Source organism: Effusibacillus consociatus (genome assembly GCF_042652925.1).
In the GTDB taxonomy this organism is placed as follows: Bacteria; Bacillota; Bacilli; order Tumebacillales; family Effusibacillaceae; genus Effusibacillus; species Effusibacillus consociatus.
In genome coordinates this window covers 1-26,510 of the sequence record NZ_JBHSHC010000125.1, presented here as the reverse complement: position 1 = coordinate 26,510, position 26,510 = coordinate 1, and the positions used below count along the sequence as shown (strand labels likewise).

The 26,510-nt window shown below is 47.4% G+C and carries 30 protein-coding genes; 18 read left to right on the top strand and 12 right to left on the bottom strand.

Going from position 1 to position 26,510, the window contains the following annotated elements; all coding sequences use genetic code 11:
* Positions 1-118: 118 nt before the first annotated feature.
* Genes ACFO8Q_RS18405 through ACFO8Q_RS18390 form a run of 4 tightly spaced genes read right to left on the bottom strand, consistent with a single transcriptional unit; the run spans position 119 to position 2,770 of the window.
* Positions 119-463 (bottom strand): EamA family transporter, encoded by a 345-nt coding sequence (locus tag ACFO8Q_RS18405; protein ID WP_380027716.1) that lies wholly within the window; start codon positions 461-463, stop codon positions 119-121.
* Positions 460-819, bottom strand: coding sequence for a DUF2304 domain-containing protein (locus tag ACFO8Q_RS18400; protein WP_380027714.1), 360 nt, complete (start codon positions 817-819; stop codon positions 460-462). The genes ACFO8Q_RS18405 and ACFO8Q_RS18400 overlap by 4 nt, the downstream gene beginning before the upstream one ends.
* Complete coding sequence (locus tag ACFO8Q_RS18395; RefSeq protein ID WP_380027712.1) at positions 816-1,529, bottom strand: glycosyltransferase family 2 protein; 714 nt, start codon at positions 1,527-1,529, stop codon at positions 816-818. Before ACFO8Q_RS18395 ends, ACFO8Q_RS18400 begins: the two co-directional genes overlap by 4 nt.
* Positions 1,526-2,770, bottom strand: coding sequence for an ArnT family glycosyltransferase (locus ACFO8Q_RS18390; RefSeq protein WP_380027710.1), 1,245 nt, complete (start codon positions 2,768-2,770; stop codon positions 1,526-1,528). The genes ACFO8Q_RS18395 and ACFO8Q_RS18390 overlap by 4 nt, the downstream gene beginning before the upstream one ends.
* A gap of 113 nt (positions 2,771-2,883) precedes the next feature.
* Here ACFO8Q_RS18390 and ACFO8Q_RS18385 point away from each other — a divergent pair, with 113 nt between their 5' ends.
* From ACFO8Q_RS18385 to ACFO8Q_RS18375, 3 genes are all read left to right on the top strand, one after another.
* Positions 2,884-3,105, top strand: a complete 222-nt coding sequence (locus tag ACFO8Q_RS18385) for a DUF3906 family protein (RefSeq protein WP_380027708.1) — start codon at positions 2,884-2,886, stop codon at positions 3,103-3,105.
* Between the two features lie 72 nt (positions 3,106-3,177).
* A complete protein-coding gene (locus ACFO8Q_RS18380) occupies positions 3,178-3,402 on the top strand; it encodes a hypothetical protein (protein WP_380027706.1) in 225 nt (74 codons plus the stop codon).
* A 72-nt stretch (positions 3,403-3,474) separates the two neighbouring features.
* Positions 3,475-4,197 (top strand): alpha/beta hydrolase family protein, encoded by a 723-nt coding sequence (locus ACFO8Q_RS18375; RefSeq protein ID WP_380027704.1) that lies wholly within the window; start codon positions 3,475-3,477, stop codon positions 4,195-4,197.
* Positions 4,198-4,216: 19 nt separating this feature from the next.
* On the opposite strand, the gene ACFO8Q_RS18370 is transcribed toward ACFO8Q_RS18375, so the two are convergent.
* On the bottom strand, positions 4,217-5,122 hold the full coding sequence (locus tag ACFO8Q_RS18370) for an RluA family pseudouridine synthase (protein ID WP_380027702.1): 906 nt from the start codon (positions 5,120-5,122) through the stop codon (positions 4,217-4,219).
* An 86-nt stretch (positions 5,123-5,208) separates the two neighbouring features.
* Here ACFO8Q_RS18370 and ACFO8Q_RS18365 point away from each other — a divergent pair, with 86 nt between their 5' ends.
* Together ACFO8Q_RS18365 and ACFO8Q_RS18360 are read left to right on the top strand one after the other, a co-directional pair.
* Complete coding sequence (locus ACFO8Q_RS18365) at positions 5,209-5,649, top strand: DMT family transporter (RefSeq protein ID WP_380027700.1); 441 nt, start codon at positions 5,209-5,211, stop codon at positions 5,647-5,649.
* Between the two features lie 78 nt (positions 5,650-5,727).
* The gene (locus ACFO8Q_RS18360) at positions 5,728-6,579 is read left to right on the top strand and encodes a hypothetical protein (RefSeq protein WP_380027698.1); all 852 of its coding nucleotides are present in this window, start codon (positions 5,728-5,730) and stop codon (positions 6,577-6,579) included.
* Between the two features lie 59 nt (positions 6,580-6,638).
* Here the strand turns inward: ACFO8Q_RS18360 and ACFO8Q_RS18355 are convergent, their stop codons facing one another.
* Positions 6,639-7,919 (bottom strand): ArsB/NhaD family transporter, encoded by a 1,281-nt coding sequence (locus ACFO8Q_RS18355; RefSeq protein ID WP_380027696.1) that lies wholly within the window; start codon positions 7,917-7,919, stop codon positions 6,639-6,641.
* A 149-nt stretch (positions 7,920-8,068) separates the two neighbouring features.
* Between ACFO8Q_RS18355 and ACFO8Q_RS18350 the strand changes: the two genes are divergently transcribed.
* Both ACFO8Q_RS18350 and rpsD read left to right on the top strand, forming a co-directional pair.
* Entirely contained in the window at positions 8,069-8,470 is a 402-nt protein-coding gene (locus tag ACFO8Q_RS18350; protein WP_380027694.1) for a hypothetical protein, read from the top strand.
* A 15-nt stretch (positions 8,471-8,485) separates the two neighbouring features.
* On the top strand, positions 8,486-9,091 hold the full coding sequence (gene rpsD / locus ACFO8Q_RS18345) for a 30S ribosomal protein S4 (RefSeq protein WP_380027692.1): 606 nt from the start codon (positions 8,486-8,488) through the stop codon (positions 9,089-9,091).
* A 51-nt stretch (positions 9,092-9,142) separates the two neighbouring features.
* On the opposite strand, the gene ACFO8Q_RS18340 is transcribed toward rpsD, so the two are convergent.
* Positions 9,143-9,598: a hypothetical protein gene (locus ACFO8Q_RS18340; protein WP_380027690.1), complete on the bottom strand. Its 456-nt coding sequence runs from the start codon at positions 9,596-9,598 to the stop codon at positions 9,143-9,145.
* A gap of 128 nt (positions 9,599-9,726) precedes the next feature.
* On the opposite strand from ACFO8Q_RS18340, the gene ACFO8Q_RS18335 reads away from it, so the two are divergent.
* From ACFO8Q_RS18335 to ACFO8Q_RS18315, 5 genes are all read left to right on the top strand, one after another.
* Entirely contained in the window at positions 9,727-10,047 is a 321-nt protein-coding gene (locus ACFO8Q_RS18335) for a hypothetical protein (RefSeq protein ID WP_380027688.1), read from the top strand.
* A gap of 43 nt (positions 10,048-10,090) precedes the next feature.
* Complete coding sequence (locus ACFO8Q_RS18330; RefSeq protein ID WP_380027735.1) at positions 10,091-10,930, top strand: family 1 encapsulin nanocompartment shell protein; 840 nt, start codon at positions 10,091-10,093, stop codon at positions 10,928-10,930.
* A gap of 109 nt (positions 10,931-11,039) precedes the next feature.
* Positions 11,040-11,540 (top strand): peroxiredoxin, encoded by a 501-nt coding sequence (locus ACFO8Q_RS18325; RefSeq protein WP_380027686.1) that lies wholly within the window; start codon positions 11,040-11,042, stop codon positions 11,538-11,540.
* Positions 11,541-11,679: 139 nt separating this feature from the next.
* The gene (locus tag ACFO8Q_RS18320; RefSeq protein WP_380027684.1) at positions 11,680-12,105 is read left to right on the top strand and encodes a glycine/sarcosine/betaine reductase selenoprotein B family protein; all 426 of its coding nucleotides are present in this window, start codon (positions 11,680-11,682) and stop codon (positions 12,103-12,105) included.
* Between the two features lie 66 nt (positions 12,106-12,171).
* Positions 12,172-12,372 carry a hypothetical protein gene (locus ACFO8Q_RS18315; RefSeq protein WP_380027682.1) on the top strand — a complete coding sequence of 67 codons (201 nt, stop codon included), beginning with the start codon at positions 12,172-12,174 and terminating at the stop codon, positions 12,370-12,372.
* Between the two features lie 70 nt (positions 12,373-12,442).
* Here ACFO8Q_RS18315 and ACFO8Q_RS18310 read toward each other — a convergent pair whose 3' ends face one another.
* On the bottom strand, positions 12,443-12,574 hold the full coding sequence (locus tag ACFO8Q_RS18310; protein ID WP_380027680.1) for a hypothetical protein: 132 nt from the start codon (positions 12,572-12,574) through the stop codon (positions 12,443-12,445).
* A 201-nt stretch (positions 12,575-12,775) separates the two neighbouring features.
* Between ACFO8Q_RS18310 and ACFO8Q_RS18305 the strand changes: the two genes are divergently transcribed.
* Positions 12,776-14,215, top strand: a complete 1,440-nt coding sequence (locus ACFO8Q_RS18305; RefSeq protein ID WP_380027678.1) for an NAD-dependent succinate-semialdehyde dehydrogenase — start codon at positions 12,776-12,778, stop codon at positions 14,213-14,215.
* Positions 14,216-14,288: 73 nt separating this feature from the next.
* Here the strand turns inward: ACFO8Q_RS18305 and ACFO8Q_RS18300 are convergent, their stop codons facing one another.
* A complete protein-coding gene (locus tag ACFO8Q_RS18300; protein ID WP_380027676.1) occupies positions 14,289-16,433 on the bottom strand; it encodes an alpha-amylase family glycosyl hydrolase in 2,145 nt (714 codons plus the stop codon).
* A 513-nt stretch (positions 16,434-16,946) separates the two neighbouring features.
* On the opposite strand from ACFO8Q_RS18300, the gene ACFO8Q_RS18295 reads away from it, so the two are divergent.
* The 5 genes from ACFO8Q_RS18295 (at position 16,947) to ACFO8Q_RS18275 (ending at position 22,908) form a co-directional block, all read left to right on the top strand.
* The gene (locus tag ACFO8Q_RS18295) at positions 16,947-18,194 is read left to right on the top strand and encodes a sugar ABC transporter substrate-binding protein (RefSeq protein WP_380027674.1); all 1,248 of its coding nucleotides are present in this window, start codon (positions 16,947-16,949) and stop codon (positions 18,192-18,194) included.
* Between the two features lie 60 nt (positions 18,195-18,254).
* The gene (locus tag ACFO8Q_RS18290; RefSeq protein WP_380027672.1) at positions 18,255-19,181 is read left to right on the top strand and encodes a carbohydrate ABC transporter permease; all 927 of its coding nucleotides are present in this window, start codon (positions 18,255-18,257) and stop codon (positions 19,179-19,181) included.
* Between the two features lies 1 nt (position 19,182).
* Positions 19,183-20,010 (top strand): sugar ABC transporter permease, encoded by an 828-nt coding sequence (locus tag ACFO8Q_RS18285; RefSeq protein ID WP_380027670.1) that lies wholly within the window; start codon positions 19,183-19,185, stop codon positions 20,008-20,010.
* Between the two features lie 66 nt (positions 20,011-20,076).
* Entirely contained in the window at positions 20,077-21,114 is a 1,038-nt protein-coding gene (locus tag ACFO8Q_RS18280; RefSeq protein WP_380027668.1) for a LacI family DNA-binding transcriptional regulator, read from the top strand.
* Positions 21,115-21,192: 78 nt separating this feature from the next.
* A complete protein-coding gene (locus tag ACFO8Q_RS18275) occupies positions 21,193-22,908 on the top strand; it encodes a glycoside hydrolase family 13 protein (protein ID WP_380027666.1) in 1,716 nt (571 codons plus the stop codon).
* A 16-nt stretch (positions 22,909-22,924) separates the two neighbouring features.
* Here the strand turns inward: ACFO8Q_RS18275 and ACFO8Q_RS18270 are convergent, their stop codons facing one another.
* The 3 genes from ACFO8Q_RS18270 to ACFO8Q_RS18260 are packed head-to-tail and all read right to left on the bottom strand — an operon-like array spanning position 22,925 to position 26,228.
* Entirely contained in the window at positions 22,925-23,608 is a 684-nt protein-coding gene (locus ACFO8Q_RS18270) for a response regulator (protein WP_380027664.1), read from the bottom strand.
* Positions 23,608-25,218: an ATP-binding protein gene (locus tag ACFO8Q_RS18265; RefSeq protein ID WP_380027662.1), complete on the bottom strand. Its 1,611-nt coding sequence runs from the start codon at positions 25,216-25,218 to the stop codon at positions 23,608-23,610. The genes ACFO8Q_RS18270 and ACFO8Q_RS18265 overlap by 1 nt, the downstream gene beginning before the upstream one ends.
* Positions 25,215-26,228, bottom strand: coding sequence for a DctP family TRAP transporter solute-binding subunit (locus ACFO8Q_RS18260; protein ID WP_380027660.1), 1,014 nt, complete (start codon positions 26,226-26,228; stop codon positions 25,215-25,217). Before ACFO8Q_RS18260 ends, ACFO8Q_RS18265 begins: the two co-directional genes overlap by 4 nt.
* Positions 26,229-26,510 lie beyond the last annotated feature (282 nt).

The window sequence follows — 26,510 nt, the reverse complement described above, 5'->3', positions numbered from 1 at the left end:
TTTTCGACACTTATTTATATGAGTCCTATGAATGATCTGTAAATTATTTGTGAAAAGTTATTTCAATAAAAAACTCCTTTCGAAATGAAGGAAGTTTGGAGTCAAGTGACCGGTGTGCTTATTCCCAAGCGACCAATGCAACCCCGACCAAGATAACCAGTACCCCGATCCATCGAATGGGAGGGACCATTTCGCCGAAGAGACTCCAAGCAATCAGTACGCCCAATACATAGGCGAGGCTTTGCAAAGGATAGGCAACACTTAAACTCATACGTGACAGAACGATAAACCACAAGCCTGTTGCCGCCACGTATAAGAAAAGTCCAAGTATCACATAAGGCTGCAGGGCCGCTTTCCACAGGTTTGAAACCGATACGCCGCCAATCCGATCCAGACCGATTTTGAAAAACACTTGCCCCGCCACCAACAGGACAATATTTGACAGCAAGAAGACGTAGTTCATGATGTACCTTCTTTCCGCTCCCTTTGTTCAAGCTCCGTTTTCAGAACGGTGAGCTCTTGGGTCAGACGGAGTACTTGGTCTGTGAGGCGCGAAGTTACCACGGTCAAATGAAGAATCAAGACAAAGCAAAATATGATTCCAAGCAGGAAAAGCACTGCAGGTGCATATTTGATGTCGAGGAAAGCGGCGAGCCTTTCCAAAAGTAATGTGTTGGAAGACATGATGACGAAACCGGCCCCGACAGCCAGCCATAGCAAGGAGTATTGTTCCTTCAGCCGTTGACGGCGTACGAGATCCAATACAACCACAATAAACCCTACAGAAAACAGAAGTGAAACCCAATAGACGCTCATCATTGGGCTCTCACCTTCGGATGACGCAGAACATTCATGAATACCGCCAGAGCGACCTTTATCATGTAATAAGCTGATTTCAACGGGGTAATGGATGAACTTCCGGCTTGGCGTTCATGCATTTCAGTCGGAACTTCGAGCAAGGTACAGCCCTGCCGTTTGAGATACACGATCGCTTCAACCTCGGGATAATCAGCCGGGTAGTAACGGCTGAAAAGTTCAATCAGCTTTCTGTTGACCACACGATAGCCGCTTGTAGTGTCCTTGACCGATTGTCCGGCCAGAATCGTAACCAGCCCTGAGAAAAATATCATTCCAACTCGCCGCATGAAAGTCGATTTGTAGTTGGTTTGTTGGACATAACGGGAGCCAAGAATCATATCTCCTTCGCCGTTCTTTGCATGTTGAAGAAGCCGTGGGAGATCGGCCGGGTCATGCTGCCCGTCCGCATCAATTTGAACCGCGTACTGATACCCCTTTTCATGTGCATAGAGGTATCCGGTTTGCATACCTCCGCCAATTCCCACGTTAAAGGGCAGGTTTAATACGGTTGCACCCGCTCTGGCAGCCACTTCTGCAGTCCGATCGCGCGAGCCGTCATTCACGACCACGATGTCAGCTTCCGGAAGATGCTTCTGAATGGCATGGATCACTTTCGCGATGCTTTTTTCTTCGTTGTATGCGGGTATGATAACAAGTGTATCGGATCTCATGCGAATTCCCCTTTCCAGCGAAATACCGTTTGTAGAATAGAGTGGACACCTACCCCTATTCCCAAGAAAAGAAAGGGCATAAGTGGTTCATTGTAACGATCAAGGACAAAGTAAACACTGTAAAGGATCGTGAAATACAAGAGTGAGCTTAAGACCAACAGTATCTCATTTCGATGTCTGCTTTCAACAACGAGCGAAATCAAGAATCCGATCAGCCCGGCCACGACAACCGCGGAATGGATTTTATCCAGTTGTGATTTTGGAATCCGGAAAATTTCAATCCAATAAAATGGTTCTTTCCATAGCAGATTCGGCTTGAGATAGGCATAGCTCCGGATGAAGGATTCCGGGTCCTGCTGCCACCAGTTTTTGATCCGTTCCTTGGCGACCTCTTCCCGGACTTTATTCTGCGTGTAGGCATCGGTGCTCGGGTAAGGTAAGCGTTTAATCAGTTCATCAAACGTCTGATTTGGGTTTGGAAAACCTTCCCCTTGAAAGGTGCCTCGTAGCAGAGGATCGCCCGAGCCGCCTGTCAGAGGGATAAACTCATGGTAATGAACATAATTGCGTACCCACCAGGGGCCAAGTATTGCCAACATGATTACGACCGCAACGGTGGCTTGTTTGAGCATCATTTTGAGCGGATACTTTTTTAGCATCAGGTACATGAACAAGATCAGCGGATAAAGTACAACCGTCGGACGGAACATCAGACTTGCAATATAAAAGAACATGAATGCAGAGAACGTTGACATTTTCGAATTCTGCGACAGTCTGATAGAGAAATAAACCAGAAAAATAAAACTTGTCGCAAACGGTGTTTCCGTTAATAATAGGTTATCTGTTAGAATATGCGGGACAGATAATGCAAACAAACCTGCAACCAACAAACCGGTTCGAATTCCGGCCATTGTTTTGGCAATCAGATACATACCGTAAATCCCTGCTACGCCAATAAGAATCATGACAAGTTTGGCAGCGTACAATCCTGTCGCTTCCCATCCGAACACCAGAAAAATCAGGGCTAAAAGCAAAGGTTGTCCAGGCATGATATGAACCGTTGGTTCGGTTGGACGATGGTAAATTAACATACCTGATTTCAGCAATTGAATTGCGCTGTTGACATACCCTGCATCATCGCTGTTTAAGGTGAGATTGAGACCGTAGCGGCCGAGGGCCAGCAGTCGAATGCCGAGAGCAGCAAGCAGCACCCACCAGATTAAGTACTCTTTTCTAAACACTGAATCCCCCCAAGTTTAGAAGGCACTAGTTGAAACAACACTAGATCTTATCCACTATACCCTGTCTGGGAAATAAAGTAAAGAAATTAAGCGGCATGAAAGGGGCAGTAAACATGTTTCTTTATCGATTAGAAGCAAAAGGAGAGGGGTTTCCTCCCGTATCGGTGATTTTATTGGCAGAATCGGATGATAAAGCATTTACATATGCTCAGGAACAGATTGAAAAAGATTTTCTGGGTTCCATTGTAATCGAGGATTTTGTCTTGATTCAGAAAAAAAGAGTCTCGCCAGGCGAAGGATATACAGTTGAGAAAAACCCTGCGTTGGAAGCATGAACTCGCGTGTAACGGGTGATAATGGGGAATATCAATTCCCCATTTTTCGCTTTGAAGGGAGAATCTCGCCCGATGAACGAGATAACCGTATTCGTTGAGGAAACGGCTGTGACTCTGCCGATTCATACACAGGTGGCGCATGCGATTCGTGCTTATCTGATGCGGCGGGATCCGGATCTGCTTAAGTTAGTGGAGTGCCGTCAGATTTATGCGGTGGATAGTACAGGACATGAAGTGCAGCAAGACCGCGCGCTTGTTGAAGGAATGCGGCTTTATATCAGAAAGTTGCAAAAATGACCGATTGATGAATGGTGGCTGACTTCCGGGGGTACAGTAGTGATTACGAGAATCACCTCCGGGGGGAATTGTATGCTGCAAGTCGAGAAACTGAATGTAGGTGAAATTCCGCTATACCACGTGCAGGATTCGGAAATCGACAGCAATTGTCCGGTTGTGATTGCTCTGCACGGATTAGGCGAGAGCAAGGACTCTCTGCTGCCTTACGCCGAACAAATGGCAGAGCATGGGGTGTCGGTGCTCATTCCGGATGCTCCGCACCATGGGGATCGATCCAGTGGAGAAGACCGGTATACGTTAGCTTCCGTTCAACGGATGCTGCCGATTCTGACAGGATCTCTTAAAGAAGTGGGGGCGCTGGTGGACTATGTGAAAACAACTTCCCGTTTTCATACTTCACGAATCGGGATCACAGGGGTTTCCATGGGAGGTGCTGTTACACTGGGGGCAATGGCCAGATATCCCGAGTTAAGGACGGGAGTGGCACTGCTGACCATGGGCAGCGCAAGACGGTTTGCCCGCCACCACAATTTCCCGAAACTATTGTGGCCAGCCGTATCCTATCTCGATTCGTTGTTAGACCGCAGACGGATTCCCCCACGCTCTCTTTTAATGCTCAACGGTGCGGAGGATCCTATCATTCCGGTAAATGCGGTCCGCGAATTTGTACAGGAAATGAAAGCGATGTACGGCAGCGGCGGGCGGATTGAAATGGTGGAATACCCCGGGGTAGGCCATGAAGTTGTGCCTGATATGATTGATCGGACAAGAGACTGGTTAAGAACCTATTTGTAAAATGAAAAACACCAACCGCTTAAAGCGGTTGGTGTTTCAGTTTTTCGATCACAGCTGCAATATCCTCGGGAAGCGGCGCTTCCAACACCATTTTTTCACCTGTACCCGGATGTGTAAAGGACAATTTTGACGCATGAAGCGCTTGTCGCCGGATCAGAGGGGAAGTATGTCCGTATTGTCGATCTCCGAGTACGGGGTGACCGTAGTGGGCCAGGTGAACCCGAATCTGGTGTGTCCGTCCGGTCTCTAGTGACAATTCCACCAAGGTTGCTCCGTCCAATCGTTCCATCAACGAAAAATGGGTGACCGCCGGATTCCCGTCTTCTCTTACCTTGCGTTTGGCAGGATTTCGGGGATCATTTCCAATTGGATAGGTCAAGGTGCCGCGATCCTGTTGCACTTCTCCTTCTGCCAATGCGAGATAGACCCTTCCCAGCTCACGTTCCCTCAGTTGGCGGTCGAGATGCTGGTGGGCAAAGGCCGATTTTCCCACAATCAAGATCCCGGACGTATCCCGATCCAACCGGTGAACGGGTCGGACGGGAAGCGCCAAACCCTGATCCTGCCAGTGCTTGGCGATGCCATTTGCAAGAGTTCCCGTTTGTCCGGGGTGAATCGGATGCACATTGATTCCTGCAGGTTTGTTGACGACAAGAATTGCTTCGTCTTCGTACAAAATGTCAAAAGGCACCGCTTCGGGTACCAGGCTCTGGCGGTTGGACACTTCGACGGCCACCTGCACTACATGGCCTTTTTTCACTTGCCGTTTGAGAAAAGTGGGTTTCCCGTTGTACAGAATCCCTTTGCTGCGAGTAAGTTTCTGAATCATTCGTCTGGAGATCTGCATCGGACCTGTTAAAATATCCTGTAAAATGACTCCATCCTGTTCGGCGGGAATGGTATATTCTTTCCAGGAACGTTTCATGGCACTACCTACCTCATCCGATCATTGATAGAGGGATAGTACCATACACCAGTCAAATTCTCAAAGGGGTCGGAGGGTAAGGATAAATGCAGCAATGGATATATGTAGGGATGATGATCTTCGCGGGTGTAATGATCGGGCTGCAGTCACCGATCAATGCGGCTCTCTCCAAAAAGGTCGGTATTTACGAATCGGCGATGATTTCTTTTTCTATGGGTACAACGGTACTAATGGTAATTGTTGCATTCTTTGGAAAAGGAAATTTGCGGGAAGTCGTCAATGTGCCCTGGTGGCAATTTATGGGGGGCCTATTGGGAGCGATTTTCGTCACTACTATCATTGTGGGCGTCCCAAAAGTAGGGGTAACTACCGTGATGGTTGCAGTTCTGGCGGGGCAGCTTTCGACTGGACTCTTGATCGACCAATTCGGTTGGTTCGGTGTTGCTCCGCGTCCGATTGATTGGCAAAAAGTGGCCGGGGTAGTTCTCTTATTTGTCGCAATTTTGTTGATTTTTGGCAAGAAATAATTTCCACGAAAGATAGACAAATTTTTAAAAAAATCATATATTTAAAATAAATTGTTTAAAAGGATCGGAGGGAGTGGAATGGAGTTTGTTACCATCCATGAGCTTGCTCGCATGTCAGGCGTTTCGACAGCTACGATTCGTCTCGACATAAAAGCCGGCAAAATTCCCATCGCCGCTCCGGGAAAGAGGGGAAGAGGAAACCCTACACGCATTCGCATCTCAGATTTGGAGTCAACAGATCGCATCCAATACCAACAGCTTGCAAAACAGTTTTTGCAGGATGGATCTTTGAACGTCAACGAACGGGAAAAAGGGAAATTTACCGTTAATGAACTCGCGTTGCGCACGGGCCTCTCACCTCAGATTGTCCGGAAGGATATACTAGATGGGAAATTAAAGGCGGAAGGCGGAGGCAGAAGAGGAAGTCCTTACTACGTTTTCATGGAGAACCTCGCGGATGCCGCCAGAATTGAATACCGACGGTTGACTGAAAGCCAGCGTGTGGCGAGTGACGAGTTTCGGGAAGAAGTAAAGAGTGAAATTTCCCTGCTAAAAAAAGAAATTCAACTGCTCAGGGAGCGGTTGCAAGCATTTGAAACTCGAGTTGACGCCGGGGCAAACAACGTGTGTGACCGAAATTCCGGTGAATCACATATAGCTTCATCACCTGGCTTTGCACGAAACAACATTATTCAGGTAGAAGTAGCCTCCATTACGCTGCCTAGTGTTTTTCAAGGATATTATGTAAGTGATGAAAAGTTGAAGCTTCTGAAGCTTCAGATTCAAAACGGAGGCCATCTCGATCCCATACAGGTTCGTCAGTTGGAAAATGGGCTCTATCTGCTCCGTCGCGGAATTGCTCAGTATCACGTGGCCCAGGAGTTGGGGTTGGATTCACTACCGGCTCACCTCGAAAATTCAGAAGAATGAAAAAAGCCCCTTCTTTTTGAATGAAGAAGGGGCTTTTCCTCCGCTGCGTGCCCGGATTCTTATATGAGATAACGCAAATATATATATGCACTGCAAATCAGTATGGAAAGGATCATTAAAGGGAATCCGATCCATAAATATCTGAGGAATGAAATAGGATGCCCTTCCTTGGCGGCGAGTCCAGCCACAATCACGTTGGCGCTGGCCCCAATCAAGGTTCCGTTCCCTCCCAGACAAGCACCAAGCGCAAGGCTCCACCAGAGAGGATCCAGATCTGTGATCCCCATTCTTCCCATTTCCTGAATCATCGGGATCATCGTCGCCACAAAGGGGATATTATCGATAAATGCGGACGCGATGGCACTCATCCAAAGGATCAGCATGGAAGTCAAGGTCAAATCACCGCCGGTCAGATCGATCGCTTTTTTCGCAAGTGTTGAGATAACTCCTGTTTCCACAAGACCGGAAACGAGTACAAACAACCCAACAAAGAAAAAGATGGTTGTCCATTCCACTTTTGTCAGTGCATCTTCAAGATAGTGCTCTCCGGTCAGCAGCAACAGAAGAAACGCGCCGGCTAAGGCTACGGTGGCCGATTCAACATGAATCAGCTGATGGACGAAGAAGCCTCCAATTGTAAAAGCAATTGTAAACAGACATTTTTTCAGCAGCCCCATGTCAACAAGTTCCGCTTTTTCATCCAAACGCATGATATTTGCTTTTAATTCATCGCTTGTCCGGATTTGCTTCCGGTACCAAACAGCCAGAACGGCAATTGTTACGAACAGGATAAAGAACGAAACAGCTGCCAAATTATCAATAAAAGCCATAAACGTAAGTTCTTTGTTGGCGCTTCCAATCATGATGTTGGGTGGATCACCGATTAAGGTTGCGGTGCCCCCTATGTTTGAAGCGAATATTTGTGTTAACAGAAATGGAATTGGCGGCACACGCAACTGACGTGTAATACTGAATGTTACAGGTACCATGAGCAGCACTGTTGTGACATTGTCCAGAAACGCTGATGCAGTCGCGGTGATAATTCCTAAAGCAACAAGGATTTTGACCGGATCGCCTTGTGATTTTTTGGCCGCCCAGATCGCTATGTACTTGAAAAGTCCGGTTTGGGCCGTAATCGCCACGATAATCATCATCCCGGTCAATAATCCCAAAGTATTGAAGTCAATGTGATGAATGGCTGTTTCCTGGTTGACAACCCCGAATACCACCATTAGAATGCCGCCCATCATTGCCACGATTGTGCGGTGAATTTTCTCGGAGACAATTAGTGCATACGTGACTAAAAAGATTCCAATTGCAATGATCGCTTGTTGTTCCATTTTCGTGCTCCTCGGACGAATCTTTTTTGTTTTACTATACCACAACCTTGTGCTTGTGTATAAAATAGACTTTTTGTCCAGACTTTACAGAAGGACAGAGTGGGTTTATAATATGATATTGATAATCATTATCAACTGAAGGTGGACACATGCTTGTAGAAAAGAGAATCGAGAGAATGGTGGAGCAATTCTTGATCCCGCCTAAAGAGAAAGGTAAGATATCAGTATTGCCTTCATCCGGAATTTTTTGTGCGGAAAGTTGCCTCAACCATGTGCTGTCCAAGTGGCCATTTTCCGAAAGTGTTCTTTTCCAGGCAGTCCGCAGCCTTTCAGGGGAGCTCTGGATCAGCGCACAGACATTCGCCCGTGTCGGGACCACGTTTCGTTCGGTGGTGCTATTGGAGTCGGTCGAGGAGTGTCAGAATCTCAGCCGAAACGACCTTATACATATGTTGTGTGCGGTAGTGGAAGAGATTGAAACTGAACTGGAGCTGCTTCGACAAGAGGGTGTCGAGTTGGCTGGCTGCGGCGACCTATTTACAACGAATTGAGAGGAGCTTGTACGAATGGCAAGACGAACTGGTGCTAAACACAAACTATGCAGACAGGTTGGGTATGCGCTTTGCGGGCTGCCCAAATGCCCTGCTCACAAACGCCCTTACCCTCCCGGACAACACGGTCCGACCAAAAGAACCAAACGCAGTGAATACGGAATCCAACTGCTTGAGAAGCAGAAACTCCGTTACGTATACGGTGTGCAGGAGAAACAGTTCCGCCGTTACTATGAAGAAGCCGCACGCCGCAAAGGGATCACCGGTGCGAATCTGTTCGGACTCTTAGAGACCCGTCTCGACAATATCGCATATCGGTTAGGGTTTGCCCGTACCCTTGACGGAGCCCGTCAGCTCGTCACTCATGGACACGTAACGGTGAACGGAAGCCGTGTGAATATCCCTTCTTTTGCAGTCAGGCCAGGGGATGTAATCGGTCTTACCGAAAAGGGACGGGAGATGGACGCGGTGAAAGAAAGTCTCGAAAATCGGCCGGTGCTTCCTCCATATCTGACATTCGATGAAAGCAAGTTAACCGGTTCTTTGACCCGCAAACCGGAACGAACCGAAATCCCGGTCGATGTGAACGAAACATTGATCGTCGAATTTTACTCAAGATAAAAACAGGGACTTGCTGTACAGATTGCAGCAAGTCCCTTTGATTTTGGTGTTTTATGCTCCGACGATTGACAATACGCGTTTGTCTGTAACCGGTTGGTACAGTTCTTCAACCGATTTCACTCCAATATCGTCCATAAGAGTATTGAGTTCTTTTTCATAGGAAGACCGGGAAGCTCCTTTGCTGATTTCGAGCAAGCGAACCGCACGCAGACGCTTCTGCTCCCTGGCCCATTTTTGATAAGCAAGGTTGTTTGCTTCACGAACTTTCTTATATTCAGGGTTTTCGACAACACTGACCTGGTCAACATTCACCACACGGACCGTGCCCTGCTCATCCATAAAGCCGACCGTATAAAACCGATTACCCGTGTAGTCAACGCGAGTGATCACGGCGTTAGTATAGGTATCTCCGTTTGCAAGTGTAATCGAAGAAGCTTCAATGCAACCTCCGATTTCCTTTGTTTTCTCCAATCCGCTGTAAAAGTCAATCCATCCGAACAGGTTCATCCCGGTACCCACCTTGCTAATGAGAATCAATATCAATTAATTTCATTTTAGCAGGAATAGATTCATCTGTATATCCTCAGAAAAAATTGGCAAATCTGCTAGGTAGATGTTTTGAAAGGGGAAGAATCATGAAAGAGATTGAAGATTTGTTAAGAATGGTGGAAGGGCAACGAAGCAACATGGAACATTTCGTCGAGCATATGGGGGTCATTCTCAATAATGTGGAAGACAATTTGACAAAGGAACTGCTTTCTCATCTGATTGAAGAGGAAGAAGAGCGAGCGGTATCGGTCAATGAATTGATTCAAGCCATACGTGAGTGGCAGGCGGGAGACGGGACCGCCAATGTTGAAGGCCTTGCAAGCGCCATAGCAGCTGTAGGCGGAGAAAGTTTGCGGTCGACGGGAGCTCGAAAGAGATTAACTGTCGGCAGCTTGGTTCAATATTAATGAAATTAATAAAAGAAATTTTCAGGAGGTTTTTGCGGTGAATATGCTGTCAGCATTTAGTGATGAGATGCCGTTATCAGACGGTGAATTGGAGCGCTTGCAAGGTGTAATTGTTGATGTGGCGAGACGTCAGATGGTTGGCCGCAGAATTCTTGAGGTTTACGGCCCGCTGGGGGCAGGAATTCAAGGAGTTCCAGCTGACCGGTTTGACGATGTTGCATATGCGGAAGTCGATCAGCTTGGTGAGGAAGTGGGAGAAGCGTTCGGAACAGGGCGCAGGGTCCAGTTGACAATCCCTATTTTATATAAGGATTTCATCCTGCATTGGCGTGACATCGAATTGGCGAAACAACTCGAAACGGAAATCGACTTTAGTGCGGCGGCGGGTGCGGCTTCTGTCGTAGCGGCGAAGGAGGATGATCTGATTTTTAACGGGAACGAACAATTTGGCATTGAGGGTCTTGTGAACGCTACAGGTCGGCTGACTCACGTGATTGAAGATTGGACGGAATCGGGTCGGGCCTATTCGGATGTGGTTCAGATGACGACAAAACTGGTCGAGAACGCTCAATTCGGACCTTACGCCATGGTGGTTCATCCGGCCTTGTATGCGAAAATGCTGCGTGTTCATCAGGGAACCAACGTCCTGGAAATTGAACATATTCGTGAACTGGTGACCGCGGGTGTGTTTCAATCACCTGTATTGAAAGAAAACACGGGTCTGGTTGTTTCCGTCGGAAGACAAAATTTTGATCTCGCTGTTGCTGAAGATCTGACATTTGCTTATCTGGGAGCCGAAAGAATGAATTTTCCGTTCCGGGTATATGAGTGCTTGGTTCCTCGAGTAAAGAGACCGTCGGCAATTTGCTCTTTCTCATCTTAGTTTTGAATCATTAAAAACAAATAGAAATTCCACATTGAGCTTTTCTCCCGATTGGTATACAATAACAGATGGGACGAGTCCCAATCTACATATTAAGGGAGGGAATCACATGCCGAAAGGTGCAACAGAAACCAAGACGCTTAAAGTCGGTGACAAGGCTCCTGATTTCGAGCTGAAGGCTCACGGCGGCCGGACAATCAAACTGTCCGACTATCTCGGCAAGAAAAACGTATTTATCGCGTTCTATCCCCTCGATTGGACGCCGGTCTGAGGTGCTCAGATGCCTTCTTACGAGGACGATCTGTCCAAGTTTGAAGAGTATGATACCCAAGTTTTGGGTATTAGCGTAGACAGCATTCCGAGCCACGAAGCTTGGCAAAAATCGATTGGCGGCATCACTTATCCGCTCTGCTCCGACTTCTTCCCGCACGGCGAAGTGTCGAAGAAGTTTGGCGTACTCCGCGAAGATCCGGGCGCACCGGCATACGGAGCTTCCGAACGGGCGTTGTTCATCATTGACAAAGAGGGGATCGTCCGTTTTATCGACGTTCACCCGATTGCGGAACAGCCGGACAACGAAGAACTCTTCGAAATCCTGCGCAAACTGTAAAACGAATGATTCCAAAATAGGGCATATGCACTGCATGTGCTCTATTTTCATACACCCATCAAAGTACTCGGAATATGCTTCGTAGCTTGTCGTCACTTTGATGGGAACCCAAATGCAACTGAAATGAGGGATACTTTAAATGGAGATGTCACGCAAAGCGATTCCGTACACGCCAAATACTTTGGCATTAAAGGATATGACGATCATGATCGTCTCCACTGCAGGTGCTCACCTGAAAGACCAGGAAGCATTTGATACTGCGGGCGACGCAACGTACCGAGTGATTCCCGGGGATGTTCAGGCGGAGAATATGAAGGTGACCCATGGTGCTCCGAAAGAGCATTACAATACGGACGAACCGAAGAAAGACATCAATTGCATTTTCCCGATTGATCGCCTGCGCGAATTGGCGGAGGAGGGATTTATTAAGGGCCTGGCAGAGAAGCACATCTCGATGATGGGATATGCCATGCGGCTCAATCAGATCAATCAGGAGACGGCGCCTGCCATTGCAAAAGAGGTTACCCGCTCGCAAGCAGATGCCGTGCTCTTGACCGCCGGCTGACCTCTCTGTCACCGTACCGTGGTCACGGTACAACGTGTAATTGAGTCACAAGGAATCCCGACAGTATTGATCACGCTGGATACGGAGCAGTCCGGCCTGATGCGTCCGCCCCGGGCGATCCATCCGGAAGGATTTGAATTCGGACATTCCACCGGAAAGCCGTTTGACAAGGAAACGCAAACAGCAGTGGTGAAGGCAGCTCTTGAACAGCTTGAAATCAAGCAGGAGCCGGGACAGATTCATACGAAGCAGTTCCCGAGCTACTAAGTTCAAGTTTTGAATGATCCATAAAAAAGGAGGCAAGCGCCTCCTTTTTTATATGTGCAGAAACTGTATTTCAGAATTTGCGAAAGTCGGTGAAATTTGACAGGAGGTCAGGCAGCGCCTGCAAAAGTTCAAAACATTGGAAAGCAGCCAGCGGAATTGCAAGAAAATACAAGAAACCTTCTCCAATATATTTGGCCAGCATCAGAAACGACCTCCTTAAAATTGATTAAAAATTCTATATAGTTAACCATAACAAACTTCCATGCATCAGGTCAACAGACAGGCACGGAGTTCACTCCCGAGATTTGATCGCAGAACGTTAATTTGGAAGCTCTCGTGGTTTTGCCAAACCACCGTTTTTTGGTATTGTTAAGTTGTAGAGATTCAGGGGGAGGGAATACATATGGAGAATCGCTTGTATATCAACGGAAAATGGCGAGAAGCCGCCGGCAGCAGGCAGTTTCCGGTTACCAACCCGGCGACCGGCGAATTCATCACGGCTGTGGCAGATGCCTCTGCAGCGGATGCTCGGGAAGCTGTTGAAGCGGCTTGGCAGGCGTTTGAAACTTGGTCGAAGGAAACAGCAAGAAAACGTTCGGAACTTCTCTACAAGTGGTACCGGTTGATCGTGGAGCATGCCGGCGAATTGGCCAGTCTGATGACAACCGAACAAGGCAAACCTGTAAACGAAGCGAAAGGAGAGGTATTGTACGGCGCGGACTTTGTGCTTTGGTATGCGGAAGAAGCGAAACGGATCTACGGGGATCTGATCCCGGCATCTGCACAAACCAAGCGCCTGCAGGTTCTCCAGCAGCCTGTCGGACCGGTGCTGGCGATCACTCCATGGAACTTCCCGGCGGCCATGATCACTCGCAAGATTGCACCTGCTCTGGCAGCAGGGTGTACGGTCGTAATCAAACCTTCGGAAGAGACCCCTTTGACAGCGATTCGATTGGTTGAGCTGGCGGAACAAGCGGGGTTTCCACCGGGGGTAATCAATCTGCTGACTGTTCAAAATCCGCGGGAGGTGTCCGAGGTTCTGCTCACGAGTCCGCTGATCCGCAAGATTACTTTTACCGGATCGACCGAAGTCGGAAAGTTTCTGATGCGGCAAGCGGCAAACGGGGTGAAACGAGTTTCTCTGGAACTTGGCGGGCACGCACCGTTTATAGTATTTGCAGATGCGGATATTGAGAAAGCTGTGGATGGAGCTATTGCATCCAAGTTTCGCAATGCCGGGCAGACGTGTGTTTGTGCAAACCGGATTTATGTGGAAGAAACCATCCTTGCAGCTTTTACAGAGAAATTCCGGGCGAAAGTGGAACAATTGAAAGTCGGACAGGGACATCAGGAAGATGTCGAAATCGGTCCGCTGATCAATCAGGAAGCGGTGGAAAAGGTGGAGCGCCATGTACGCGATGCTCTTGAAAAAGGGGCTCAACTCGTATGCGGTGGTCAACGATTGACAGGCGCCGGCTATGAGAATGGCCAATTTTTTCAACCGACAATTCTTGCGGGTGTAACGAATGACATGCTGATCTCCCAGGAAGAAACGTTCGGTCCGGTGGCACCGATCTATGCGTTCCGGACGGAAGAGGAAGTGTTGGACCTGGCGAATCATCCGAATTATGGATTGGCAGCGTATGTGTACACCTCAAATCTGGGCCGGACGATCCGAATGACGGAGAATCTGGAGTTTGGAATCGTAGGAGTCAATGATCCTTTACCCGCTGTTGCACAAGCCCCTTTTGGCGGGTATAAAGAAAGCGGTCTGGGGCGTGAAGGCGGCAAATACGGATTGGAAGAGTTCCTGGAAACCAAGTTCGTATCCATTCAGTTCTAGAGATAGAGAAAGACCGGCAAACTCTGGACAAACCAGTATTTGCCGGTCCCTTTTTAGTAGATCGCCCTCCTTGTCAGGGCTGCCAGTTCACAATAACGGTTCCCGTGCCTGATGCAGGGCTTGTGTACGTGTGGTTCGAGCCGCCTTCCCAAGTCACTGTGGAGCCATTTTTCTTAATAAACTTGAACTCAAGAGGTGTGCCGGCCGGTACGCTCACATCATAGTACCAGGTTGGATATTGATAGACTACCTGATTAAAGATTGGACCAATGGCATTCGCAGTATTCCAGTTGCCTAATTCGGATACATTGCCGACAAGATAGACGTTCTCGCCAAAGACGGTATTCGCGTTGTTCACAACGAACCGGACGGATACCTGATTTCCGGAGAGCACTTCAAACTTGTCATAGACGTTGCTCGTGACGCCGCTGGAAGTTTTTAGCGTAATGTTGTGTTTTCCTGCAGCAATCGAAGGAATCTTCACTTTCACTTGGGTGTCTTCCCACGAAACGATTGTTCCGGGACTGGTTCCGAATAATACCTGCCCCGCCGTTGTGCCAAATCCACGACCATCAACCGTGATCGTTTGACCGGCTTGGCCCATCATCGGACCGACATGACCGATAACCGGAGCACTTGCAGAAGCTGTATACTGCCATACCCCGACTTCACCCGGCCCAAGGTTGAAGGCAGTTACGGAACCATCACTCGCAACACCGATATTGTTTCCGTTCAGCAAGCCTGCAAGAACGTCAGTATAAGTTCCGGCAGGAAGAGCGGTGTACAAACCGGTGAGATCATAACCCGCCGTGGAACTTCGATTCATTGCCACAAGGGCCACATTATTGCCAAATTTACGCTCATACACGTAAACATCGTTGTTGATCCAACGCTGCGCCGTGCTTCCGTAGGCAATCGCCGGATTGGATTTGCGAAGTGGAGCCAGCTTCTTGATTACGTTATAGGCAGTTGTCGTCGTACTGAACGATGTCATTTTTGCACGGTTATTGGGATCACCGTTTCCGGTCATATACTGTTCGGTACCGTAGTAGATTGCCGGAACTCCGCGTGAGGTGAGAGTAAACGCCAGTGCCTGTTCCACCTTGCGGTTATTGCTTCCTGTAGAGAAGCGATCCATATCATGGTTGTCAATAAAGGTGACTTGATCGTTTACTTCATCATAATCTGTGTTTGTGCCCTGGATCATGGCATCCAAACCGTACATGGTATCCACGTTGTCCCGGAAGACTTCACGAACGGTTTGCCCGAACCGGAAATCAAGCAGACTCATGCCACTTTCGTTTGCAAAATAATGGTTTTTCGAGTCAACCTCGTTCGTTCCAAGGAACCATTCACCGAACGTAAATACCGGACGATGGCTGTAGACTGTATCCATCCAGTTCTTTTGCCAGCCAAACGGCATATGTTTCACCGCATCGACCCGGATTCCATCGATTCCTTTATCCAGCCAGAGTTTGATGGCCGTTTTCAGGTAGGAGTCGATTGTATTGTTTTGATGGTTAAAGTCTGCCAAATCGAAAAGGTTTCGATAGATTCCGTCTTCATAGGTCGAAAAATCGGTTCCGCCATTGTGGTGGAAGTATTTGTTTGTGTCGTTGGTGTATCCACCCAATAATGCTCCGTTATCGTATAGTTTGCCGTTATCTGCATAGGAAGGGTTCGTTTCTGAAGCGGGAGACGTGTGATTGGGGGCAAAATCTATGATGACTTTTATTCCTTTGGAATGAGCGGTTGCAATGAGATTGTCAAAATCTGTGAAGCTGCCGAAATAAGGGTTGGTCTTTTTGAAATCACGTGCCCAATATCCGTGATAGGATGTACTGCCAGCAGTATCGTTCAATACAGCATAGATGTTCTCCACCGGCTGTGAGATCCAGATAGAGGTCACACCCATGCCCGTCAGGTATCCGTCGTTGATTTTGTTTATAATTCCTTGCCAGTCGCCGCCGCAATATTTTTTGAGATTTGTGCAGCTTCCGTCGAATAGGGCTCCTGTTGGATTGTTTGCAGGATTTCCGTCTGCGAAACGGTCGGTGACCACTTGATAAATCACGTCAGTGGAAAAATTGACTGCATTCGATACCGAAGTGTCGGGTACTGCATGCACGGTTTGCACTGGAATAAGATTGCCAAAAGTCAAGAATGATGCAAGCAATGCGGAAAAGAACTTAAATGGTTTCCTCAAGTTTCTTTTCATCCATTTTGCCTCCTTATTGCAAACGGATTTATCAGCAAACGTTTGCGCAACTTAAGAACAGGTGTTGGCCCCTTTTCTCCCTCCCTTACGTATTTAAATTGAAACAAAAGCAACCCCGTTATTCTCCAGTCAAAGAGAAAACGGGGTTGTTTGTTTTAAACCTCTTGACGCAATAAGGACTGGTATGTGAGGCAGGCAAACAAAGCATGGCCCTCAGATTGTGAGTGTTAGAATATTTCTACAATATGATTTTTACCACTCCACTCAACTATTGTCAACAACATTTTAGAAACCTTCCCGACTCTACTCTCAAAAATTAATCTTTTAAATCGATGAATAAGATATTGACTGAAACAAGGTGATAGGATTATAGTATGTGTACAAACGTTTGAACCTCCGTCTCAGGGGATATTGATTTTTTTTTACTAATTTGTGCATTCGTTTGCGCAAAAGCGAATATCCTTTTCAGTAGGGTGAAAACGTTTACGAAACAAAAAATTAGGGGGCAAAACGATGAAACGAAACTCCTGGAAGAAAGCATTGTCGTTAGTTGCGACAACCGGTTTGTTGGCAGGCGTGCTTGCAGGATGCGCAAGCTCGAGCAAACCGACGGATGAAAAGCCTGCTAATGATCCAGCGAAGAAATCGTCCAAAATTACGGTTTGGTCCTACTGGAAAGAACAAGAATTTGAGTTGGTCAAATCGGCAGCACAGGAATGGGCGAAGAAAACCGGTAACGAAGTTGAGATTGTGATTGACAACAACAACGAATTCCAAAAATATGCAGCCGCTGCACAGAGCGGTAAAGGACCGGATGCGGTATTCGGAATGCCGCACGATAACCTCGGAACCTTTGCTAAGGCCGGGCTTCTGGCGGAAATGCCGAAGGATTTGGTCAATGAAAAAGACTATGTCGATGTTGCTTGGAAAGCGGTTACAGTAGAAGGGAAAAAAGTGGCGTTCCCGATGTCTATGGAAACCTATGCATTGTTTTACAACAAGGAGAAAGTTCCGAATCCTCCAAAAACTTGGAGTGAGTTTCTCGACATAGCACAAAAGCAGGGCTTTATGTATGACATTAACAATGCTTATTTCTCCTATGCCTTTATTGCGGGCAACGGCGGATATGTGTTTAAAAATAACAACGGGACTTATGATACAAACGATATTGGTCTGGCCAATGAAGGTGCAATCAAAGGATACCAGACCATCCAGGATTTCGTGAAAAAATATAAATTCATGCCTGCCGATGTAGTCGGGGATATTGCAAAAGGCAAGTTCCAGTCCAAGAACATCGGGATGTTCATCAGTGGTCCGTGGGATGTGGCTCCGTTTAAGAAAGCCAATGTTCCCTTTGCAGTAGCTCCGTTCCCGACACTTGAAAACGGTCAAAAACCGAAAACGTTTGTCGGCTTGCAAACCGCTTTTGTCAGCTCGAAATCACAAAATCAGGACAAAGCTTGGGATCTGTTGAAATATCTGAATGAAAACACCAGCAAGAAGGCGTTGGAGCTTTCGGCCCGTATTCCGGTTAAGAAGTCAATTCTCGACGATCCAAGCTTCAAGGAGAACCAAGTTGCTGCTGTGATTGCTGAAATCGCTTCCGCTGGCGAACCGATGCCCAATATTCCACAAATTCAGGCGTTCTGGACACCGATGGGAAATAATCTGAAACTGTTGACTCAAGGCAAGTCCACACCGGAGAAAGCGGCAAAAGATATTGTCGATCAGATGAAACAAGGAATTGCGACATTAAAGTAAGTGTAAAGCGAGGCATCAGCGTTGATGCCTCGCTCCTAATCACAGGAAGGGGGAGGAATCTTGGCTGCAGCAAGGGGGAGAAAAACCAAATACTCCTGGAAGGCTTATGCGTACCTGTCACCGGCTTTGATCACTATTGCATTGTTCAGCTTGCTGCCGGTACTTTATACGATCTATCTTTCTTTCACGAACTTCAACCTGAATCATTTCGACAGTTTTCAATATGTTGGATTTGACAACTATAAAGAGATCTTGACGGGGCCTTTCTTTAATGTGTTCTGGCCCGTTTTTGTCTGGACAGTGCTTTATGCTCTTGCCGGAACTCTGTTGTCTTATGCTGTAGGTCTGGTTCTGGCACTTCTGTTAAACAACACCAGAATGAAAGAGTCGAATTTATACCGGGGAATTCTGGTAATTCCTTGGGCACTTCCAGCTGCGATTGCGATTTTGGCATGGCAGGGTTTGTACAATGACTCCTTTGGTCAGATCAACCTGTTCCTTACAAAACTTGGTCTCGAAAAAATTCCTTGGCTGAATGATCCGGATTGGGCGAAAACGGCAATTATAATCACAACCATTTGGCTTGGATATCCTTTTATGATGAATGTTTGTTTGGGAGCGCTGCAAGCGATACCGAAGGATTTGTATGAAGCTGCCGATATGGACGGCGCAGGTATGTGGAGAAAGTTTTGGTCGGTAACTTTCCCGGGATTAATGAGTTCTTCCCTTCCGCTCCTGATCTCTTCCTTTGCCTATAATTTTAATAATTTTGGTGCCGCTTTCCTGATCACCGGCGGGGGGCCGCCCCGACCGGACACGCAGTTTGCGGGTTTTACGGATATTCTGGTGTCTGCCGCATATAACATGACCCTGGTGTTTTATCGGTATGACTTGGCTGCGACACTTTCGATCATCATTTTCTTCATTGTAGGGATCTTGAGTTTCATTAATATGAAAATGACCCGGGCATTTGAGGAGGTGGATTGACATGAAAACCTATGAACGAGTGAATTTGTGGGTAAGCAGAGTGATTATCTGGTTTGCGATTTTATTGTCGATCATACCTTTATACTTTGTGCTTGTTGCGTCATTTCAGACAGGGGAGGCCTTTTTCTCCGAAACGCTGCTTCCTGCTTCCTTTACGTTAGAAAATTATGTGGATTTGATTAAAAATACGAATTTCCCCATATGGATGAAGAACAGCGTGATTTTAAGCTTTGGTGTCGCGACTTTACAGACCTTTTTAACGATATTGGCGGCTTACGCCTTTTCCCGGATGCGTTTTTTCGGGCGGAAATATGGCTTGATGTCACTGCTGATTTTGCAGATGTTTCCAAACTTTATGGCGGTGGCTGCAATCTTTGGCGCGTTGGCCAAGCTGGGAGCTATGGACAATTTGTGGATCCTGATATTGGTGCTTGCAGCCGGTCAAGCGTTTAATATCTGGTTGATGAAAGGGTATTTGGACGGTTTGCCGAAGGAAATTGACGAGGCAGCGACTATGGACGGTGCGAACTCCTGGGATATCTTCTGGCGAATCATATTGCCGTTGTCGCTTCCGATGATTGCAGTGATATTTTTGTTCAGTTTCATTGGAGTATTCAGCGAATTCCTGCTGTCCAGCGCACTGCTGAAATCACCTGACAAATTAACACTGGCTGTAGGATTGGCGCAATTTATCAAAAATCAGTTTGCTGCGAACTGGACGAAGTTTGCGGCGGCCGCGGTGCTTGCTTCCATCCCGGTGGTCGTAGTTTTTATGCTGCTGCAAAAATGGATTGCCTCCGGGCTTGTTTCCGGTTCCGTGAAAGGATAAAATTTTAGTGCAACTCTGTGTAAATTTATGCAACTAGTGCAAGTGTTGGGAAGGAGCAGTACCTTGATGACTGTGACAATAAAAGATGTGGCTGTGCGAGCGGGGGTATCCCCCTCCACCGTTTCTCGCGTGATCTCCAATCATCCTCGCATCAGCGAAAAGACGAAGCGACAGGTTCGTCTGGCGATGGAGGAATTGGGTTATCATCCGAACATTTTGGCGCGAAGCCTTGTGAAAAAAACGGCCGATGCAATAGGGGTGCTGATTCCGAGTACAACAGAAGAATTTTTTATGAATCCGTTCTTCCCTGAAGTGCTGCGCGGCATCAGTGATGTGGCAAGACGAGAGGGATTCGATCTCTTGTTATCCACGTCCGATTCCAACAAAGAGGACGTGAAGTCGCTGAAACGAATGATTCACGGCAAGCGGGTGGACGGAGTTTTGCTTCTTTCTTCAAGGATGCAGGACCCGTTACTCGATGTACTCCAGGACCATCCTTTTCCGGCAACTTTATTGGGCCGTCCGCAGAGCGGTTTTGAAATTCCGTGGGTGAACAATGACAATGTGGACGCATGCTATCGAGCTACCCGTCATTTGATTGACCTGGGTCACCGGCGAATCGCGTTTCTGTGTGGAGATGAAGCGCTTCTGGTCACGCAAGACCGTATGCAGGGGTATCAAAATGCATTAAAAGAAGCGGGAATTCCGATCGACCGGAAGTGGATTTATGCAAGCTCCTTTATGGAACAAGGCGGATACCTGGGCATGATGCGCCTGCTTGCCACATCGGAGCGGCCTACAGCTGTGGTGGCGTCCGACGATGTTCTGGCTTTCGGCGCAATGCGGGCTGCCGGCGAATTGGGCTATCAAATCCCTGATGATATCGCGATAGTCGGTTTTAACAATGTGAAACTTGCCGAAATGTCCAATCCTTCATTGACAAGCATGGATGTTCACATCTTTGAATTGGGTAAAACTGTAGCGGAACTGTTGATCGAACAAATGAGAACACATAAATTGAAAGAAAAGTCGGTACTTGTTCCCAGTGATTTGGTGATCCGTCATTCTTGCGGTGCTTTGAACAAAATCACCCATCAAAACTAGCGGCGATTCGGACAAGGATGGGTTTTTCAAACTTTTTTGCAATCGTTTGCACCGTTTGGGTAAAGGAGAGGAATTCAGATGATTCAAGAGGCCATTTTTCATGTGCCTTACGGGGCTTATGCATATTCCTTGTCTCCCCATCACGCGCGCATTACTTTGCGGGCCAAAAGAGGAGATTTGAAAGCTTGTTATCTTGTGCATTCAGATCGATACGAAGTGCCTGACATCTACGAGACGGTTCGGCTCTCATTCAGCGGTTCCGATGAACTGTTCGACTACTTTCAAGCAACAATTGAATCCAAAACAAGGCGAATTCGCTACCGTTTCCTGCTTGATGACGGAGTAAAAAGACTTTGGTATGGGGAACAAGGATTTGCATCCGACCTGGAATCTTCCGGATGTTTTCAACTTGCTTATTTATGTACGCGAGATCTGTATTCAGTACCGGAATGGGTGAATGATACGGTCGTCTATCAAATCTTCCCTGACCGTTTTTGGAACGGGGATCCAGCGAACGACCCGGAGGATGTCTGCGAGTGGGGGGAACTTCCGACCGCCGCCACTTTTTTTGGAGGGGACTTGCAGGGGATCATCGACAGGCTGCCTTATCTGGAGAAGCTGGGCGTAAACTTGATCTATATGACTCCCATCTTTCTCTCTCCTTCAACCCATAAATATGATACAACCGATTATTTTTCGATGGATCCGATGTTTGGAGATATGGATACAATCAAATCTCTGGTCAAAGAAGCCCATGCCCGCGGGATTCGGGTGATGTTGGATGCGGTTTTCAACCACTGCGGGGCCGATTTTGCCCCATTCCGTGATGTTGTGGAAAAAGGGGCCAAGTCCAGGTACGTAGACTGGTTCCATCTGCGTGAAGTACCGGTCGATATGAAAAAGATCAATTATGAAACATTTGCGAACGGTGTCGCGACGATGCCGAAACTTCGGACCGAAAACCCGGAAGTAAAGAAGTACCTGCTTCAGGTAGCGGAATTCTGGGTTAAAGAAGTAGGAATTGACGGTTGGAGGTTGGATGTGGCGAATGAAGTGGATCACGCTTTTTGGAGGGAATTTCGAGAGGTGGTTCGGGCTGCCAACCCGGAAGCATTGATAATAGGAGAAGTTTGGCATGATTCCTCACCGTGGCTGCAGGGAGATCAGTTTGACGGCGTGATGAATTATCTGTTCCGTGAGGCTGTTGTTGAATTTTTTGCCAAGAGGACGATTGACGCGGAAGCATTCGATTCACGGCTGACCAAGACCCGGATGATGTACAAGGAACAGGCCAATCGAGCGATGTTTAACCTGTTGGGAAGTCATGACACGGCGCGTTTTTTAACCGTTTGCGGCGAACAGGAAGAGAGAATGCGCTTGGCTGTGACATTTCAAATGACCTATGTCGGAATGCCTGAGATCTACTATGGCGATGAAGTGGGGATGACAGGAGAGACCGATCCGGATTGCCGGCGTACGATGATTTGGGACGAAGAAAAGCAGAACAAGGATATGCTGAAGCTGCATCAGGATTTGATCGCCATTCGTAAACAACATTCTGCTCTGCAAACCGGATCGTATCGTACAGTGATTAAGGATCCGCTTACCAACCTCTATGGATTTGTCAGAGAAAATGGGCAGGAATCTATCTTTGTTGTTTTAAACAACAGCCCGCGATCACAGAAAGCTGCAATCCCGGGCGGAGCGTCCGGAACGGATCTCTTGACAGGAAAAAAACACTCGGGAGAACTGGTGTTGAAACCGTACGGAGCGAAGATTCTGCTTCTGCAGTAAATATTGGGATTACCGGTTAAAGTTTAAATCGGTTGACGGGGCGTCCGATGGAACCATACTGGATTTCCAATTGGATGATGCCCTTTTTCTGCAGGTATTCCAGGTACCTTCTGACCGTTACCCGTGCCAACCCGGTTCCGGCCGCGACATCTTCCGCGGACAGGGGGTCCTTTTGCTCAATGAGGTATTGCAGGATTTGCTGCAGAGTTCGTTCGTTCAGGCCTTTTGGAAGCCATGTGGTGCCATTCGCTTCGGACTGTTGGACACGCCTTCCGGTAATCAAATCCATATCCGCCTGTTCAAGCTGCTGATTCTCTCTCAGTTTTTTGTGCATGTATCGGTATTGCTCGAGGGCGGTCTGGATGCGCTCAAATCGAAACGGTTTAAAAATATAATCAACCGCCCCACAGCGCAGAATCTGCTGAATATGGTCGGGAGAGCGATTGGCTGTGACAAGGATCACGTCAACAGGAAGTTCCTGTCGGCGAATCTCTTTCAGAATCGAAAGACCGTCCATATCTGGCAGGAAATAGTCCAACAGAACCAGATCCGGATCCGTTTTCTTGATGACCAGTAACGCTTCGGCTCCGGTAAACGCTTTTCCCGCAATCTTATACCCGTCAATCTTTGACACGAACTCCGAATTGACTTCCATCACCATTGGATCATCTTCCACAATCACCAAACGAATATCTTCCATCAGTTTCCTCCCTCCATCTCCCAGGCGGGACCCGGCAGAATGACGACAAAACGGGTTCCTTCCCCCACCTTCGATTCTACATAAATCTCTCCGCCGAGCAGATCCACAAACTGTTTGACAAGATGCAGACCGATTCCTTGCCCTTTGGCGCCTTTCGTTGTAAAGCCGTATTCGAAGATTCGGGCCTGAAGTTCGGGTGTCATGCCGATTCCGTTATCGGTTACATGGATCTCAATTCCATCTTCATTCCCCTCAAGCAAGAGAGACACTTTTTTATCGGTACGATTGGACTGTGCGGTTGCATGGATCGCGTTTTCCAATAGATTGCCCAAAACCATCAGCAAATCCGCTTCCTGAACATTGTCAGGCAGTACCGGTAAGGAGGTTCCAGGCTCGACTTCGAGCTCCACACCTTGTTCTTTCGCATGACTGATTTTACCCAGAATCAATCCTGATATACTGTAATCCTTGATTCGTTGTGTCAAGAAGTGTGTTTGGGCTTCCTTCTCTTCGTTAAAGCGAAGAATTTTTTCCACAACCTCTTCGTATCGCTCCAGCTGGATGAGCCCGGCTATCGTGTGCAGTTTATTGAGATACTCGTGATTTTGAGCCCGCAGCGCATCGATAAACTTCCGGACCCCGGTCAATTCCTCCGCGAGGTGATAGACTTCCGTCCGATCCTGGATGGTGGACATGGCACCTAATATTTTTCCGTTAACGATGATAGGAACTCGGTTTGACAATATCACCACGTTATTAATTTGACGCAATTGATGATACTGCGGCTTTCCATCTCGCAGAACTTCAGGCAGATGGCTGTCGGGAATCACTTCCTGAATCAGTTTCCCGATTACATCCTGCGTTATATTCATCATTCGTGCCGCATGTTTATTCAATACGGTGATTCGTTCATTGCGATCAATCGCGATGATTCCTTCAGCAATGGACTCGATCACCATTTCCCTCTCCCCAAAGAGGTGGGCGATCTCAAGCGGTTCCATATTAAACATTTGCTGCTTGATACGGTTCGCTACCCAAATCGCTCCGATGATTCCAAAGATCGTTCCCAGAAATAAGGACAGATACAGATCGGCCCTAGAAGCCCAGACCAGGCTTAAGAAGGAAGGAAGCAAAGTTCCGACAACAACGACGCCAACCTGCTTTGCACCCTCTTCATCCATGATCGGGACAAAGGAACGGATGGAAGTCCCTTTTACCCCGTGTGCCCTTGAAATATAGGACTGTTCGGTAAGCGACGGCCCCTCGTCTCCGCCTGTAAACGGAGTGCCGATTCGATCTTCAAGAGGGTGGGAGTACCGAATTTTATTCATGTCGAAGACAACCACATACTCAACATCGGTTGCCAATCGCACACGCTCTGCAATGGGTTGGATGATCCGCCATCCTTCCGGACTTTCGAGGCCTTGCCGGAGGCTCGGGGATTGTGCCAGCGATTGAGCAATCGCCATCACTCTTTTTCCCAGTTCTTGTTCATATGCCTCCGTCATCCGGTTGATCAGGATAAAGCTGCCGGTTATCACCGAAAGAAATACAATAATCGAAACGATTGCGGCAATTCTTGTCCGCATGGTCAGACGGGTTTGTTTCATAGGCCAAGTTCCTCAAAAAAGGCGCGACCCAAGCGCTGCTCCATTTTTTGATATAGTGGCTGATAAAACTGCTTCCATTTCGCTTTTTCTTGTACCGACAACCTTTCAATCTCGATGCAACTGCAGTTGTAGATTGCATTCAGTTTGTCTTGTTCAATCTTGACCGCTTGGTTTCTTTCCCACTCGGTTACTTCATTCATGGTTTCGATCATTATTTTTTGGAAATTGGCGGGCAATTGATTCCAGAATCGTTTGTCAATAATAACTATATATCCCAAATAGCCATGATCGCTTATGGTCATATATTTTTGTACCTTGTAAAACCGTTTGGTGTAAATATTGGAAACTGTGTTTTCTTGTCCGTGAATTCTGCCTTGTGCCAGAGCGAGATACACATCGTTAAAATTCATTTCGACCGGTTTCACCTGCATCAGATTAAACTGGTCATCGAGGACAGCGCTGGGCATAATTCGGATTGTGGTACCGGCCAAATCCAGCGGATTTTGGATTGGACGAACATTGCTTGTGAATTGTTTGAATCCGCTGTCCCAGAAGCCGAGAGACACCATATTCTGTTTTGCCAATGAGTTGGACATAACCTTTCCGACATTTCCGTCAAACACCTTGTGATACCCGTCAAGATTCGGATACAGATAGGGAAGATCAAATACTCCCAGCTCCGGAACCAAGCTGCTGAGCTTCGAGAGCGCGGGAGCAATCATCTGAACATGTCCCTCACTTAATGCATCCATTTCCTCAGAATCTTTGTAGAGGGAACCGTTCGAGAATACTTGCACCTCGACTTTGCCGTTGGTACGTTCTTTCATCAATTTGGCGAACAAGCGGGCAGCTTGTCCCTTCGGAGTATCTTCTCCCACCACGTGAGAAAAACGGATCACGATTTTGTCATTCGGGCTTACCTGCTCATAATCTATGGCTTTGGGAGCACAAGCCGGAACTAAAGCGGTTACTAGCAGCAAGAGTAGAGCAATTATCTTTTTTTTCCGCACTTGAGCACCTCCGACCTTGTTTAATTTCGCTTCGAAGAAGCTTTCTTAATTAATCATCTCATAATTTCAAACTCAATTCAAAAGATCAAAAAGAACAAAAGGACCAATATGTTCGAATTCTTTCAATCGTACGGCAAACATGATGTAATATGTCACATAAAGTTCAAAACTGTAAGCGATTTCAGCTGATGTGGTCCGGTTGAAAATTAAAAAAGAGCAGCGGTACGATGTCAAGACCCTAACTTAACATAATATTTGCCGTACCCATGCTTTTTGGGGAGG